Origin of the sequence: Enterobacter vonholyi, assembly GCF_040834095.1 — a bacterium.
GTDB classification, from domain to species: Bacteria; Pseudomonadota; Gammaproteobacteria; order Enterobacterales; family Enterobacteriaceae; genus Enterobacter; species Enterobacter vonholyi.
The window spans coordinates 1,489,047-1,504,032 of the sequence record NZ_CP162152.1; the positions used below are offsets into that span (position 1 = coordinate 1,489,047).

At 55.8% G+C, this 14,986-nt stretch carries 10 protein-coding genes; 9 read left to right on the top strand and 1 reads right to left on the bottom strand.

Annotation, left to right across the window (positions count from 1 at the left end; all coding sequences use genetic code 11):
• Positions 1-20: 20 nt before the first annotated feature.
• A complete protein-coding gene (gene trxB, locus AB3N39_RS07015; RefSeq protein ID WP_032638969.1) occupies positions 21-989 on the bottom strand; it encodes a thioredoxin-disulfide reductase in 969 nt (322 codons plus the stop codon).
• Positions 990-1,533: 544 nt separating this feature from the next.
• Between trxB and lrp the strand changes: the two genes are divergently transcribed.
• The 9 genes from lrp (at position 1,534) to AB3N39_RS07060 (ending at position 14,949) form a co-directional block, all read left to right on the top strand.
• Complete coding sequence (lrp, locus tag AB3N39_RS07020) at positions 1,534-2,028, top strand: leucine-responsive transcriptional regulator Lrp (protein ID WP_000228469.1); 495 nt, start codon at positions 1,534-1,536, stop codon at positions 2,026-2,028.
• A 135-nt stretch (positions 2,029-2,163) separates the two neighbouring features.
• Positions 2,164-5,895, top strand: coding sequence for a DNA translocase FtsK (gene ftsK, locus AB3N39_RS07025; RefSeq protein WP_133294090.1), 3,732 nt, complete (start codon positions 2,164-2,166; stop codon positions 5,893-5,895).
• Positions 5,896-6,023: 128 nt separating this feature from the next.
• Complete coding sequence (gene lolA / locus AB3N39_RS07030; protein ID WP_367897172.1) at positions 6,024-6,638, top strand: outer membrane lipoprotein chaperone LolA; 615 nt, start codon at positions 6,024-6,026, stop codon at positions 6,636-6,638.
• 9 nt (positions 6,639-6,647) lie between these two features.
• A complete protein-coding gene (rarA, locus tag AB3N39_RS07035) occupies positions 6,648-7,991 on the top strand; it encodes a replication-associated recombination protein RarA (RefSeq protein ID WP_111963921.1) in 1,344 nt (447 codons plus the stop codon).
• A gap of 92 nt (positions 7,992-8,083) precedes the next feature.
• Complete coding sequence (gene serS, locus AB3N39_RS07040) at positions 8,084-9,376, top strand: serine--tRNA ligase (RefSeq protein WP_008499983.1); 1,293 nt, start codon at positions 8,084-8,086, stop codon at positions 9,374-9,376.
• A gap of 210 nt (positions 9,377-9,586) precedes the next feature.
• On the top strand, positions 9,587-12,031 hold the full coding sequence (dmsA, locus tag AB3N39_RS07045) for a dimethylsulfoxide reductase subunit A (RefSeq protein ID WP_133294092.1): 2,445 nt from the start codon (positions 9,587-9,589) through the stop codon (positions 12,029-12,031).
• A gap of 10 nt (positions 12,032-12,041) precedes the next feature.
• Positions 12,042-12,659 carry a DMSO/selenate family reductase complex B subunit gene (locus tag AB3N39_RS07050; protein ID WP_021240882.1) on the top strand — a complete coding sequence of 206 codons (618 nt, stop codon included), beginning with the start codon at positions 12,042-12,044 and terminating at the stop codon, positions 12,657-12,659.
• A gap of 1 nt (position 12,660) precedes the next feature.
• Positions 12,661-13,524 carry a dimethyl sulfoxide reductase anchor subunit family protein gene (locus AB3N39_RS07055; protein ID WP_133294093.1) on the top strand — a complete coding sequence of 288 codons (864 nt, stop codon included), beginning with the start codon at positions 12,661-12,663 and terminating at the stop codon, positions 13,522-13,524.
• Positions 13,525-13,800: 276 nt separating this feature from the next.
• Positions 13,801-14,949: an MFS transporter gene (locus tag AB3N39_RS07060; protein ID WP_133294094.1), complete on the top strand. Its 1,149-nt coding sequence runs from the start codon at positions 13,801-13,803 to the stop codon at positions 14,947-14,949.
• Positions 14,950-14,986 lie beyond the last annotated feature (37 nt).

The following is a 14,986-nucleotide window of genomic DNA, read 5'->3' on the forward strand; positions in this document are numbered from 1 at the left end:
TTGTTACTGACTTGTAAAGATTATTTACCTTGTTCAGCCAGTCCATCGAGGTAGCGTTCAGCGTCCAGCGCGGCCATACAGCCGGTGCCCGCAGAAGTAATCGCCTGACGATAAATATGGTCCATCACGTCGCCGGCCGCGAACACACCCGGGATGCTGGTCTGGGTCGCATTACCGTGAATGCCGGACTGCACTTTGATGTAGCCGTTTTCCAGCTCCAGCTGACCGTCGAAGATCGCGGTGTTCGGACTGTGACCGATCGCCACAAACAGGCCCGCCACTTCCAGCGTTTCAACGTTATCAGTGTTCTGGGTATCACGGATACGCAGACCGGCAACGCCCATCTGGTCTCCCGTCACCTCTTCCAGGGTACGGTTGGTATGCAGCACGATGTTGCCACTTGCTACTTTATCCATCAGACGTTTGATCAGGATCTTCTCCGCGCGGAAGGTTTCGCGACGGTGGATCAGGTGCACCTCAGAGGCAATGTTTGCCAGATAGAGCGCTTCTTCCACTGCGGTGTTGCCGCCGCCGATGACCGCGACTTTCTGATTACGGTAGAAGAAACCGTCGCAGGTTGCGCAGGCAGAGACGCCGCGGCCTTTGAACGCTTCTTCGGATGGCAGACCGAGGTAACGGGCAGAAGCACCCGTGGCGATGATCAGCGCGTCGCAGGTGTATTCGCCGCTGTCGCCCGTCAGGCGGAACGGACGGTTCTGCAGATCGACCTTGTTGATGTGGTCGAACAGAATTTCGGTTTCGAATTTAGCGGCATGCTCGTGCATACGTTCCATCAGCAGCGGCCCGGTCAGGTCGTTCGGGTCCCCTGGCCAGTTTTCCACTTCGGTGGTGGTGGTCAGCTGACCGCCTTTTTCCATACCGGTAATGAGTACCGGGTGCAGGTTAGCGCGTGCAGCATAGACCGCTGCGGTATATCCCGCAGGTCCAGAACCAAGGATTAGCAGCTTACTGTGTTTGGCCGTGCCCATGAGATCCCCATTGTTGTTGGCAGACATTTGGCTGGATTGTAGGGAATTTGTTGCCGTAAAAAAAGAGCGCAGCAATTTTGATATCAATCTGTGTAATAGCCATGGACGATGAATAGCGCGCGATAACCTCACGCTTTCTCGATAAAAGCGGTCGTTTCTAAGGCAATAAAATGAGGATTAATACCCTGCCGTAATGAATATCCGGCATGTTGTACTAAAAAACGATGTTTTGCTTTGACAATCCCCTGCGCTTTTGCGAAAACATTCAAGGAAGAAAAAAAACCGCGTTAACCGTATGCCGCATAGGCATGCACGTAAATGCCATTTTTACCGGGTCAGTGAAATCTACGCATGGCGTGGACAGACGCCATACGTGATGTCGGTGACAGCCTTTGGGCAACGGTCTTCTTACCAACAGAACCCGAATCCGCATCGCGTCTATTACATAATCAGGCGATGTGATGACTAACGGGTACAGGCTCTGAACAGTGATGTGCACAGGGTCCAGGCAGGAGTAGGGAAGGAATACAGAGAGACAATAATAATGGTAGATAGCAAGAAGCGCCCTGGCAAAGATCTCGACCGTATCGATCGTAACATTCTTAATGAATTGCAAAAGGATGGGCGTATTTCCAACGTCGAGCTTTCAAAACGTGTGGGACTTTCCCCGACGCCGTGCCTTGAGCGTGTGCGCCGACTGGAAAGACAGGGTTTCATTCAGGGCTACACTGCTCTGTTGAACCCGCATTATCTGGATGCCTCACTTCTGGTATTTGTTGAGATTACTCTGAATCGTGGTGCGCCGGATGTGTTTGAACAATTCAACGCCGCTGTACAAAAACTTGAAGAAATTCAAGAGTGTCATCTGGTGTCCGGTGATTTCGACTACCTGTTGAAAACCCGAGTGCCTGATATGTCCGCCTACCGTAAGCTGCTGGGGGAAACCCTGCTGCGTCTGCCAGGCGTGAACGACACCCGTACATATGTGGTGATGGAAGAGGTCAAACAGAGCAATCGTCTGGTTATTAAGACGCGCTAACACGGAACAGGTGCAAAATCAGCTTAGTTTGATTACACTCCTGTTAATCCATACAGCAACAGTGCCGGGGAGTCCCGGCGCTGTTGTCCGTTTTAGCAAAAAGGCAGGATATGCCTGATACCTGGAGAGCCTTTTTTGAGCCAGGAATACACTGAAGACAAAGAAGTCACACTATCGAAGCTAAGCAGCGGACGTCGTCTCCTCGAGGCTTTGCTGATTGTTATTGCCCTTTTTGCCGTCTGGCTGATGGCAGCCTTATTCAGTTTCAATCCTTCAGATCCCAGCTGGTCACAAACTGCATGGCATGAGCCTATCCATAATTTAGGCGGTGTCCCTGGTGCCTGGCTGGCGGATACGCTGTTTTTCATTTTCGGTGTGATGGCCTACACCCTCCCCGTTATTATCATTGGCGGCTGCTGGTTTGCGTGGCGTCATCGTCAGAACGATGATTACATCGACTATTTCGCCGTGTCGCTGCGCCTGATTGGCGCGCTGGCGCTGATCCTTACTTCGTGCGGGCTGGCGGCAATCAATGCGGATGATATCTGGTACTTCGCCTCTGGTGGTGTAATCGGCAGCTTACTCAGTTCTGCGCTACAGCCGATGCTGCACAGCAGCGGCGGCACGCTGGCGCTGCTGTGCATTTGGGCGGCCGGGCTAACGCTGTTTACTGGCTGGTCATGGGTGAGCATTGCCGAGAAAATTGGTAGTTTTATCCTCACCATTCTGACCTTCGCCAGCAACCGTACCCGCCGTGACGATACGTGGGTTGATGAAGACGAGTACGAAGATGAAGAGGAAGATGACGCGCCTGTGCAGCGTCGCGAATCTCGTCGTGCGCGTATTCTGCGCGGCGCGCTGGCGCGTCGTCAGCGTGTTGCTGAGAAATTTGCCAACCCGCTAGGTCGTAAAACCGATGCGGCGCTCTTCTCCGGTAAACGCATGGATGAAGACGAGCAGGTGGCGTATCGCGCTGCGGGTGTCGCAGTCGATCCTGACGATGTGCTCTTCTCTGGCAGCCGGGCCACACCCGGGGACTTTGACGAATACGACCCGCTGTTAAACGGTCATTCGGTCACTGAACCGGTTGCGGCAGCCGCAGCCGCGACAACCGCAGCGCAGGCGTATGCCGCGCCTGTCGACGCCGTGATGCCATCCGCGCCGGTTTCGCCGCCGGAATCCGTTATTCAGCAACCTCAGGTTGACTGGCAGACTGCTCCCGGTGTTCACACGCCGGAGCCCGTTATCGCGCCTGAACCAGAGAGCTATGTCCCTGTGCAGCAGGAGCAGTGGCAGCAGCCATATCAGCCGCCGCAGCCTGCGTATGAACCGCAAGATTACCCTCACTTTGAACAGCCTGTGGCCCAACCGTATCAGGAGTATGTGCCTGAACCGGTTGAACCTGTGCAGCCTCATGTAGCGCCGCAGCCTGAACCTGAAATCGTGGAAGAGGTGAAGCCAGCCCGTCCACCGCTGTACTATTTTGAAGAAGTCGAAGAGCGCCGCGCGCGTGAACGCGAACAGCTGGCCGCCTGGTATCAGCCTGTGCCTGAACCGGTGCAGGAGCCGGTGACGAAAGCGCCTTCTGTCCCAGTTCCACCGGTCGACTCGACACCTGTAGTTGCACCCGTAGCGGAAAGCGTGAAGCAGGCTACCGAGGCCGCTGCCGTGGCTGCACCTGTCTTTAGCCTGGCAACAGGGGGCGCGCCACGTCCTCAGGTGAAGGAGGGGATTGGTCCGCAACTGCCTCGTCCTAACCGCGTTCGCGTACCAACCCGTCGTGAACTTGCCTCTTATGGTATCAAGCTGCCTTCCCAGCGCATGGCGGAAGAGAAAGCGCGCGAGCCTGAGTACGAGGATGACGCCGATGAGATGCAGCAGGACGAGCTGGCCCGCCAGTTCGCCGCGCAGCAGAATCAACGCTACGGTGAAGAATATCAGCACGATGAACCTGTGCCTGAAGACGAAGATGACGCTGCAGAAGCGGAATTAGCGCGCCAGTTCGCCGCCACCCAGCAGCAGCGTTATTCCGGTGAACAACCGGCTGGTGCAAATCCGTTCTCACTGTCTGATTTTGAATTCTCGCCGATGAAGGATCTGGTGGATGATGGCCCGAGCGAGCCTTTATTTACCCCGAGCGTGATGCCGGAAGTTGAGCCTGTGCGCCAGCAGCCAGCACCACAGGCCTATGCACAGCCGCAACAACCTGTTCATCAGCCGTATGCGCAGCCGCAGCAGCCCGTTCAGCAGCCATATGCGCAACCGCAACAACCAGTTCAGCAACCGCAGCCGCCGCAGTTCCAGCAGCCTGCGCCTCAGCAGCAAGAGAGCCTGATTCACCCGCTGCTGATGCGTAACGGTGACAGCCGTCCGCTGCAGCGTCCAAGCACGCCGCTGCCTTCTCTGGATCTGTTAACGCCGCCGCCGTCGGAAGTGGAACCCGTCGATACCTTCGCGCTGGAGCAGATGGCGCGTCTGGTGGAAGCCCGTCTGGCCGACTTCCGTATCAAGGCTGACGTGGTGAACTACTCGCCGGGCCCTGTTATCACCCGTTTTGAACTGAACCTGGCGCCAGGCGTTAAAGCCGCGCGTATTTCTAACCTGTCCCGCGACCTGGCGCGTTCCTTGTCGACCGTTGCGGTACGTGTGGTGGAAGTGATACCGGGCAAACCTTACGTTGGTCTTGAGCTGCCGAACAAGAAACGTCAGACCGTCTACCTGCGTGAAGTGCTGGATAACACCAAATTCCGCGATAACCCATCCCCGCTGACCGTGGTGCTGGGTAAAGATATCGCTGGCGATCCGGTGGTGGCAGACCTCGCAAAAATGCCTCACCTGCTGGTCGCGGGTACTACCGGTTCCGGTAAGTCTGTCGGTGTGAACGCCATGATCCTCAGCATGCTCTATAAAGCGCAGCCGGAAGATGTGCGTTTCATCATGATCGACCCGAAAATGCTCGAACTGTCGGTCTATGAAGGTATTCCTCATCTTCTGACCGAAGTGGTCACCGACATGAAAGACGCCGCCAACGCCCTGCGCTGGAGCGTCAATGAGATGGAGCGTCGCTATAAGCTGATGTCGGCGTTGGGCGTACGTAATCTGGCCGGTTATAACGAGAAAATCGCCCAGGCTGTGCGTATGGGACGTCCGATCCCGGATCCTTACTGGAAGCCGGGTGACAGCATGGATGCCCAGCATCCGGTGCTGGAAAAACTGCCTTATATCGTCGTGCTGGTCGATGAATTCGCTGACCTGATGATGACCGTTGGTAAGAAAGTGGAAGAGTTGATTGCCCGTCTGGCGCAGAAAGCGCGTGCGGCTGGTATTCACCTTGTGCTGGCGACCCAGCGTCCTTCCGTGGACGTTATCACTGGTCTTATCAAAGCGAACATTCCGACGCGTATCGCCTTTACCGTATCAAGTAAAATTGATTCCCGTACCATTCTTGATCAGGGCGGCGCAGAGTCGCTGCTGGGAATGGGGGACATGCTCTATTCCGGCCCGAACTCCACTTCTCCGGTGCGTGTTCACGGTGCGTTTGTCCGCGACGAGGAAGTTCACGCTGTCGTGCAGGACTGGAAAGCGCGCGGTCGTCCACAATATATTGACGGCATTACCAGCGATACGGAAAGCGAAGGCGGCGGCGGTGGCTTCGACGGTGGTGAAGAGCTGGATCCGCTATTCGATCAGGCGGTTAACTTCGTTACCGAAAAACGCAAAGCGTCCATCTCAGGCGTGCAGCGTCAATTCCGCATCGGCTATAACCGCGCAGCGCGTATCATCGAGCAGATGGAAGCGCAGGGCATTGTGAGCGAGCAGGGGCATAACGGTAACCGCGAGGTGCTGGCGCCGCCGCCGTTTGATTAACCTTCAGCGTATGCAAAGAAGGGTAAATCAGCCAAAATTAAGCATTTTCTTCTGTCGCCTGCCTTCGGGCAGGTCCAGAATAGAAGACGGAAATCCCATATCGGGAAGACGTATTTTAAGGAATAACAATGAAAAAAATCGCCATCGCCTGTGCATTACTCACCAGTTTTGTTGCCAGCAGCGTCTGGGCTGATGCAGCCAGCGACCTTAAAAGCCGACTGGATAAAGTAAGCAGCTTCCACGCCAGCTTCACGCAAAAAGTGACGGACGGCAGCGGCAACGCGGTGCAGGAAGGCCAGGGAGATTTGTGGGTAAAACGCCCAAATCTGTTCAACTGGCACATGACCCAGCCGGATGAGAGCATCCTGGTGTCTGACGGTAAAACCTTATGGTTCTACAACCCGTTCGTTGAGCAGGCTACTGTGACCTGGCTGAAAGATGCCACCAGCAATACGCCGTTTATGCTGATTGCCCGTAACCAGGCCAGCGACTGGCAGCAGTACAATATTAAACAGACGGGTGACGAGTTTGTCCTGACGCCGAAAGGCAGCAACGGCAACCTGAAGCAGTTCACCATTAACGTGAGCACCAACGGTACCATTAATCAGTTCGGCGCGGTTGAGCAGGACGATCAGCGCAGCAGCTACCAGCTTAAATCTCAGCAGAACGGTGCCGTTGATGCATCGAAATTCACCTTTACCCCGCCGAAGGGCGTGACGGTGGACGACCAACGCAATAAGTAAGAGGCGTGAGTGGGCAATCTGTCGCTCGATTTTTCAGATAACGCGTTTCAACCTCTGGCCGCCCGTATGCGGCCAGAAAATTTAGCGCAGTACATCGGCCAGCAGCACCTGCTGGCTGCCGGTAAGCCATTGCCACGCGCCATTGAGGCCGGGCATCTTCACTCCATGATTCTCTGGGGGCCCCCTGGCACCGGCAAGACCACGCTTGCAGAAGTGATCGCCCGCTATGCCAACGCGGACGTTGAACGCATCTCGGCGGTGACCTCCGGCGTGAAGGAGATCCGTGAGGCGATCGAGCGTGCGCGGCAGAACCGCAATGCCGGGCGGCGCACCATCCTCTTCGTGGACGAAGTCCACCGCTTCAACAAAAGCCAGCAGGATGCCTTCCTGCCGCATATTGAAGACGGCACGATCTTCTTCATCGGCGCGACCACCGAGAATCCGTCGTTTGAACTGAACTCGGCGCTACTCTCCCGCGCGCGCGTTTATCTGCTCAAATCGCTGACTACCGAGGATATTGAAAAGGTTCTCACCCAGGCGATGGACGACAAAGCGCGCGGCTACGGCGGGCAGGATATCGTTCTGCCCGACGACACGCGTCGTGCGATCGCGGAGCTGGTCAACGGCGATGCGCGTCGGGCGCTGAATACGCTGGAAATGATGGCCGATATGGCCGAAGTCGACGATGCCGGGAAGCGGGTGCTTAAACCGGAATTGCTCACCGAAATTGCCGGGGAACGCAGCGCCCGTTTCGACAATAAAGGCGACCGTTTTTACGACCTGATCTCGGCGCTGCATAAGTCGGTACGCGGCAGCGCGCCGGATGCGGCGCTTTACTGGTACGCGCGCATTATCACTGCGGGCGGCGATCCGCTATATGTCGCGCGCCGCTGTCTGGCGATTGCGTCTGAAGATGTTGGCAATGCCGATCCTCGCGCTATGCAGGTTGCGCTGTCGGCCTGGGACTGCTTCACCCGCGTTGGACCAGCGGAGGGCGAACGTGCCATCGCGCAGGCGATTGTTTATCTGGCCTGCGCGCCGAAAAGCAACGCGGTTTATACCGCGTTTAAAGCGGCGATGTCGGATGCGCGTGAACGTCCGGACTACGATGTTCCGGTTCATTTGCGTAATGCACCGACCAAACTGATGAAAGAGATGGGGTATGGGCAGGAGTACCGCTACGCTCATGATGAACCCAATGCCTACGCCGCAGGGGAGGAATATTTCCCGCAGGAGATGGCACAAACGCGCTATTATCGCCCCACAAACAGAGGTCTTGAAGGCAAGATTGGTGAAAAGCTCACCTGGCTCGCCGGACAGGATCAAAATAGCCCTATAAAACGCTACCGTTAGTTCAATCGTTGCGGTAATGTTGGCGTAGTATCCTTGTGGCCGCAGGCTGTGGTCACATTTTCCTATTTTAATTCGATAAGCACAGGATAAGCATGCTCGATCCCAATCTGCTGCGTAATGAGCCAGACGCAGTCGCTGAAAAACTGGCACGCCGGGGCTTTAAGCTGGATGTAGATAAGCTACGCGCTCTTGAAGAGCGTCGTAAAGTACTGCAGGTACAAACTGAAAATCTGCAGGCAGAGCGTAACTCTCGATCGAAATCCATCGGCCAGGCGAAAGCGCGCGGGGAAGATATTGAGCCATTACGCCTGGAAGTGAACAAACTGGGCGAAGAACTGGATCAGGCGAAAGCTGAGCTGGACGTTCTTCAGGCCGAGATTCGTGATATTGCCCTGGCTATCCCGAATATTCCTGACGACAGCGTGCCTGTCGGCAAAGATGAAAACGACAACGTTGAAGTGAAGCGCTGGGGTACGCCTCGTGAGTTTGACTTCGAAGTACGCGATCACGTGACGCTGGGCGAAATGCACGCGGGCCTGGACTTTGCGGCAGCGGTTAAGCTGACAGGTTCTCGCTTCGTGGTGATGAAAGGCCAGATTGCCCATCTGCACCGCGCGCTGGCGCAGTTCATGCTGGATCTGCACACAGAGCAGCATGGCTACAGCGAAACCTACGTGCCGTATCTGGTCAACCACGATACGCTGTACGGTACGGGCCAGCTGCCGAAATTTGCCGGCGACCTGTTCCATACCCGCCCGCTGGACGAAGAAGCAGACAGCAGCAACTACGCGCTGATCCCAACCGCGGAAGTGCCGCTGACTAACCTCGTGCGTGATGAGATCATCGACGAAGACGATCTGCCGATCAAACTGACGGCACATTCACCGTGCTTCCGTTCTGAAGCCGGTTCTTACGGTCGCGACACGCGCGGTCTGATCCGTATGCACCAGTTCGACAAAGTTGAGATGGTGCAGATCGTTCGTCCAGAAGAATCCATGGACGCGCTGGAAGAGATGACCGGCCACGCGGAGAAGGTGCTGGAGCTGCTGGGTCTGCCGTACCGTCGTATGGCTCTGTGTACCGGTGATATGGGCTTTGGCGCCTGCAAAACCTTCGATCTGGAAGTGTGGGTGCCTGCGCAGAACACCTACCGTGAAATCTCCTCCTGCTCTAACGTCTGGGATTTCCAGGCGCGCCGCATGCAGGCACGCTGCCGCAGCAAATCTGACAAGAAAACCCGTCTGGTACATACCCTGAACGGTTCTGGTCTGGCTGTGGGTCGTACCCTGGTTGCCGTGCTGGAAAACTATCAGCAGGCAGACGGTCGTATCGAGATCCCTGAAGTGCTGCGTCCATACATGAAAGGCCAGCAGTACATCGGTTAATATTTGTCTCAAAACAAAAAAGCGCCTCAGGGCGCTTTTTTTATGCTTATGAATTGATACGACGCAATACCCCCTCCCTCTAAAGTAGTAATACTCCTCCGAATGAAAGTCAGCATAAAACGCTGATAACGAAAATATTCGTTATATATAAAACTACATAGCGGTTTGCGCCGCCTCTCTTTTCTTTGTGAGCAACCAAAGTGAGTCTCTATGAAAATCAACGCGCCTGAAGCATTAATGGCTGCCGAGGTCACTCGCCGTGGTTTGATGAAAACCACGGCCATAGGCGGCCTGGCCGTAGCCAGCAGTGCCTTCACGCTCCCCTTTACCCGACTGGCGTCGGCGGCTGATGCTCTGTCTCCGGCCACTTCCCCGGAAAAAGTGGTGTGGAGTGCCTGTACCGTCAACTGCGGTAGCCGTTGTCCGCTGCGTATGCATGTGGTGGATGGTGAAATTAAATATGTCGAAACCGACAATACCGGGGACGATAACTACGAAGGGTTACATCAGGTCCGTGCCTGCCTGCGCGGTCGCTCCATGCGTCGTCGCGTCTATAATCCTGACCGCCTGAAATACCCGATGAAGCGCGTCGGTAAGCGTGGGGAAGGGAAGTTCGAGCGGATTAGCTGGGATGAAGCCTACGATATCATTGCCACTAACATGCAGCGTTTGATTAAAGAGTACGGCAACGAATCCATCTACCTGAACTACGGTACCGGGACGCTTGGCGGCACGCTGACCCGTTCCTGGCCACCGGGTAAAACGCTGGTGGCGCGCCTGATGAACTGCTGCGGCGGTTATCTCAATCACTATGGTGACTACTCATCGGCGCAGATTGCTGCTGGCCTGAACTACACCTATGGCGGCTGGGCGGACGGAAACAGCCCGTCTGATATCGAAAATAGTAAGCTGGTGGTGCTGTTCGGCAATAACCCGGGTGAAACCCGCATGAGCGGCGGTGGGGTAACCTACTACCTCGAACAGGCCCGCGCCAAATCCAATGCCCGCATGATCATCATCGACCCACGCTACACCGACACCGGCGCCGGACGTGAAGACGAGTGGATTCCCATTCGTCCGGGGACCGACGCGGCGCTGGTCTCCGCCCTGGCGTGGGTGATGATCACAGAGAATCTTGTCGATCAGCCTTTCCTGGATAAATACTGCGTCGGCTATGACGAGAAAACTCTGCCAGCCAGCGCGCCGGCAAACGGTCACTACAAGGCGTATATTCTCGGACAGGGCAGCGACGGCGTGGCGAAAACGCCGGAGTGGGCGTCCACCATCACCGGCATCCCGGCTGAGCGTATCGTTCAGCTGGCGCGTGAAATTGGTTCAGCCAAACCGGCCTATATCAGCCAGGGCTGGGGTCCGCAGCGTCATGCGAACGGCGAAATCGCGACCCGTGCCATCTCCATGCTCTCCATTCTGACCGGCAACGTCGGCATTCACGGCGGTAACACCGGCGCGCGTGAAGGTTCATATGAAGTGCCGTTCGAACGTATGCCGACGCTGGATAACCCGGTTCAGACCAGCATCTCCATGTTTATGTGGACCGATGCGATTGAACGCGGCCCGGAAATGACCGCCCTGCGCGACGGCGTGCGCGGCAAGGACAAGCTGGACGTGCCGATCAAGATGATCTGGAACTATGCCGGTAACTGCCTCATCAACCAGCATTCAGAAATCAACCGTACCCATGAAATCCTGCAGGATGACAAGAAGTGCGAGATGATTGTGGTGATCGACTGCCACATGACCTCTTCGGCGAAATATGCCGATATCCTGCTGCCGGACTGCACCGCCTCTGAGCAGATGGATTTCGCGCTGGATGCATCCTGCGGCAACATGTCCTACGTGATTTTTACCGACCAGGCGATTAAACCGCGCTTTGAGTGCAAAACCATTTATGAGATGACCTCCGAGCTGGCGAAACGTCTTGGCGTTGAGCAGCAGTTTACCGAGGGGCGGACTCAGGAAGGGTGGATGCGCCATCTGCATGAACTCTCCCGTAAGGCCATTCCTGACCTGCCGGACTTTGACACCTTCCGCAAGCAGGGGATGTACAAACAGCGCGATCCGGAAGGGCACCACGTGGCGTACAAAGCGTTCCGTGAAGATCCGCAGGCGAACCCGCTGACCACGGCGTCGGGCAAAATCGAAATCTATTCCGAAGAGTTGGCAAAAATTGCGTCAACCTGGGAACTGCCGGAAGGGGACGTTATCGATCCACTGCCGATCTACACGCCGGGCTTTGAAAACTACAACGATCCGCTGACGGCGAAATTCCCGCTGCAGCTGACTGGCTTCCACTACAAAGCGCGTGTTCACTCTACCTACGGTAACGTCGACGTGCTGAAAGCCGCCTGCCGACAGGAGATGTGGATCAACCCGATGGATGCCAAAGCGCGAGGTATCAGCAATGGGGATCGCGTGCGGATCTTCAACGGTCGCGGCGAGGTTCACATTGAAGCCAAAGTGACGCCGCGCATGATGCCAGGCGTAGTGGCGCTGGGTGAAGGTGCCTGGTATAGCCCTGATGCAAACCGCATCGACCAGGCTGGCAGTATTAACGTACTGACCACGCAGCGTCCGTCGCCGCTGGCGAAAGGCAACCCATCCCACACAAACCTTGTCCAGGTTGAAAAGGTTTAAGGAGTAACCGATGACAACTCAGTATGGATTTTTTATTGATTCCAGCCGTTGCACCGGGTGCAAAACCTGCGAGCTGGCCTGCAAAGATTACAAAGATCTGACGCCGGACGTGAGCTTCCGTCGCATCTACGAATACGCCGGGGGCGACTGGCAGGAAGATAACGGCGTCTGGCATCAGAACGTCTTTGCGTATTACCTGTCGATTGCCTGTAACCACTGTGAAGATCCTGCCTGCACGAAGGTTTGTCCGAGCGGAGCGATGCACAAGCGCGAAGACGGCTTTGTGGTGGTGGATGAAGATGTCTGCATAGGCTGTCGCTACTGCCATATGGCCTGTCCGTACGGCGCGCCGCAGTACAATGCCGCCAAAGGTCATATGACCAAATGCGACGGTTGCCACACCCGCGTAGCGGACGGCAAAAAGCCGATTTGCGTCGAGTCCTGCCCGCTGCGCGCGCTGGACTTCGGTCCGATTGAAGAGCTGCGTCAAAAACACGGTCAGCTCGCTGCCGTGGCGCCGCTGCCGTCTGCGCACTTCACGAAGCCGAGTATTGTGATTAAACCTAACGCCAACAGCCGTCCTACAGGTGATACCACCGGCTACCTGGCAAATCCGAAGGAGGTGTGAGATGGGAAGTGGATGGCATGAATGGCCGCTGATGATCTTCACGGTCTTTGGTCAGTGCGTGGCGGGTGGTTTCATTGTGCTCGCGCTGGCGCTGTTGAAAGGTCGCCTTAATGCTGAACAGCAGCAGCGTTTAGTGTTGAGCATGTTTGGCCTGTGGGTGCTGATGGGGATTGGGTTTATCGCCTCTACGCTTCACCTGGGTTCGCCTATGCGCGCGTTTAACTCCCTGAACCGCGTGGGTGCCTCATCCCTCAGTAACGAGATTGCCAGCGGAGCAATTTTCTTTGTCGTCGGTGGGCTGGGCTGGCTGCTGGCCGCCATGAAAAAATTGCCTGCGGGTCTGCGCAGCCTGTGGCTAATCGTGACCATGGTGTTGGGCGTGGTGTTCGTGTGGATGATGGTGCGCGTCTATAACACCATCGATACCGTTCCAACCTGGTACAGCGTCTGGACGCCAATGAGCTTCTTCCTGACGATGTTTATCGGCGGACCGCTGCTGGGCTACCTGCTGCTGCGCGTGGCGGGCGTAGACGGGTGGGCAATGCGTTTGTTGCCCGCTGTTTCGCTGCTGGCGCTGGTGGTGAGTGCGATGGTCGCCCTGATGCAGGGAGCAGAACTGGCAACCATTCACAGCTCTATCCAGCAGGCTTCTGCCCTGGTACCGGACTACGGTGCTCTGATGGCCTGGCGCATCGTTCTGCTGGTCGCCGCGTTGGTATTCTGGATTGCTCCTCAGCTCAAAGGTTATCAGCCCGCGCTGCCGCTGCTGTCACTGGCTTTTGTGCTGGTACTGGCGGGTGAACTGATTGGTCGCGGCGTGTTCTACGGGTTGCATATGACTGTAGGTATGGCTATCGCAAGTTAACGTTGTATTTGGTTATATCAAGCCGGGCCTGAGTGCCCGGCTTTTTCTTTTTTCGATCATGAAATTTTTCGACTGTCGTTTTGTTTTAATTTTGCCCATTAATAAATGAAAACAGAGACATAATTAATATCTATAGCAGGCGTGGCATTAGCAGGATAAGTTTTTTAAATCGACAGGGAACATATTGTGCGAGGCGGCTAAATCAGTGGATTGACTTTGTTTTTGCCAGTGGCATGATGCGCACGAAATCTGAACTTCCTCACGGCTTTTTAATCCATGACCACCTATACCCGGCCAGTGCTGCTGTTGCTCTGTGGCTTGCTTCTGTTGACCCTGGCGATCGCAGTGTTAAATACGCTCGTCCCGCTGTGGCTTGCCCATGAAAACTTACCGACCTGGCAGGTGGGTATGGTCAGCTCGTCCTTTTTTACCGGCAACCTTCTTGGAACCCTGGTGACCGGGAGCCTGATTAAGCGCTTTGGCTTTAACCGCAGCTATTATCTGGCTTCGCTGATTTTCGCTGCCGGGTGTGCGGGGCTGGGCCTGATGGTCGGCTTCTGGAGCTGGATGGCATGGCGCTTTATCGCCGGTGTAGGCTGCGCGATGATTTGGGTAGTCGTTGAAAGTGCGCTGATGTGCAGCGGCACCTCCCGTAATCGTGGACGCCTGCTGGCAGCCTATATGATGGTTTATTACGTCGGCACCGTACTTGGGCAACTGATGGTCAGCAAGCTGCCAACCGACCTCATGAGCGTTCTGCCGTGGGTAACGGGTATGGTGCTGGTCGCGATCTTGCCTTTGCTCTTCACGCGCATCGTGAACCAGAACAGCGAACACCAGGAAGCAACCCACGTCTGGCCAATGCTCAGACTGCGTCATGCGCGTCTGGGCGTTAACGGCTGCATTATATCGGGGATTGTACTGGGCTCGCTCTATGGTCTGATGCCGCTCTATCTGAATCATCAGGGCGTCAGCGATTCCGGAATTGGCTTCTGGATGGCGGTGATGGTGAGTGCCGGGATCGTCGGGCAGTGGCCGATTGGCCGACTGGCGGACCGCTTCGGTCGTCTGCTGGTGCTGCGCGTTCAGGTTTTCGTGGTCATCATGGGATGTCTTGCCATGCTCAGCAACGCCGCAATGGCGCCTGCGCTGTTTATTCTCGGGGCCGCCGGCTTTACGCTCTATCCGGTGGCAATGGCCTGGGCCTGTGAGAAAGTTGAGCACCACCAGCTGGTGGCAATGAACCAGGCGCTGTTACTGAGCTATACCATCGGCAGCTTATTAGGGCCGACGTTTACCGCGATGCTGATGCAGAATTACTCCGACAATTTACTGTTTATCATGATTGCCAGCGTGTCGTTTATATATCTCTTAATGCTGCTGCGTAAAGCAGGTGAGCATCCAACGCCTGTGGCACATGCCTGATTAAATTAAAGCCTGTCGATGACAGGCTTTTTTGTCC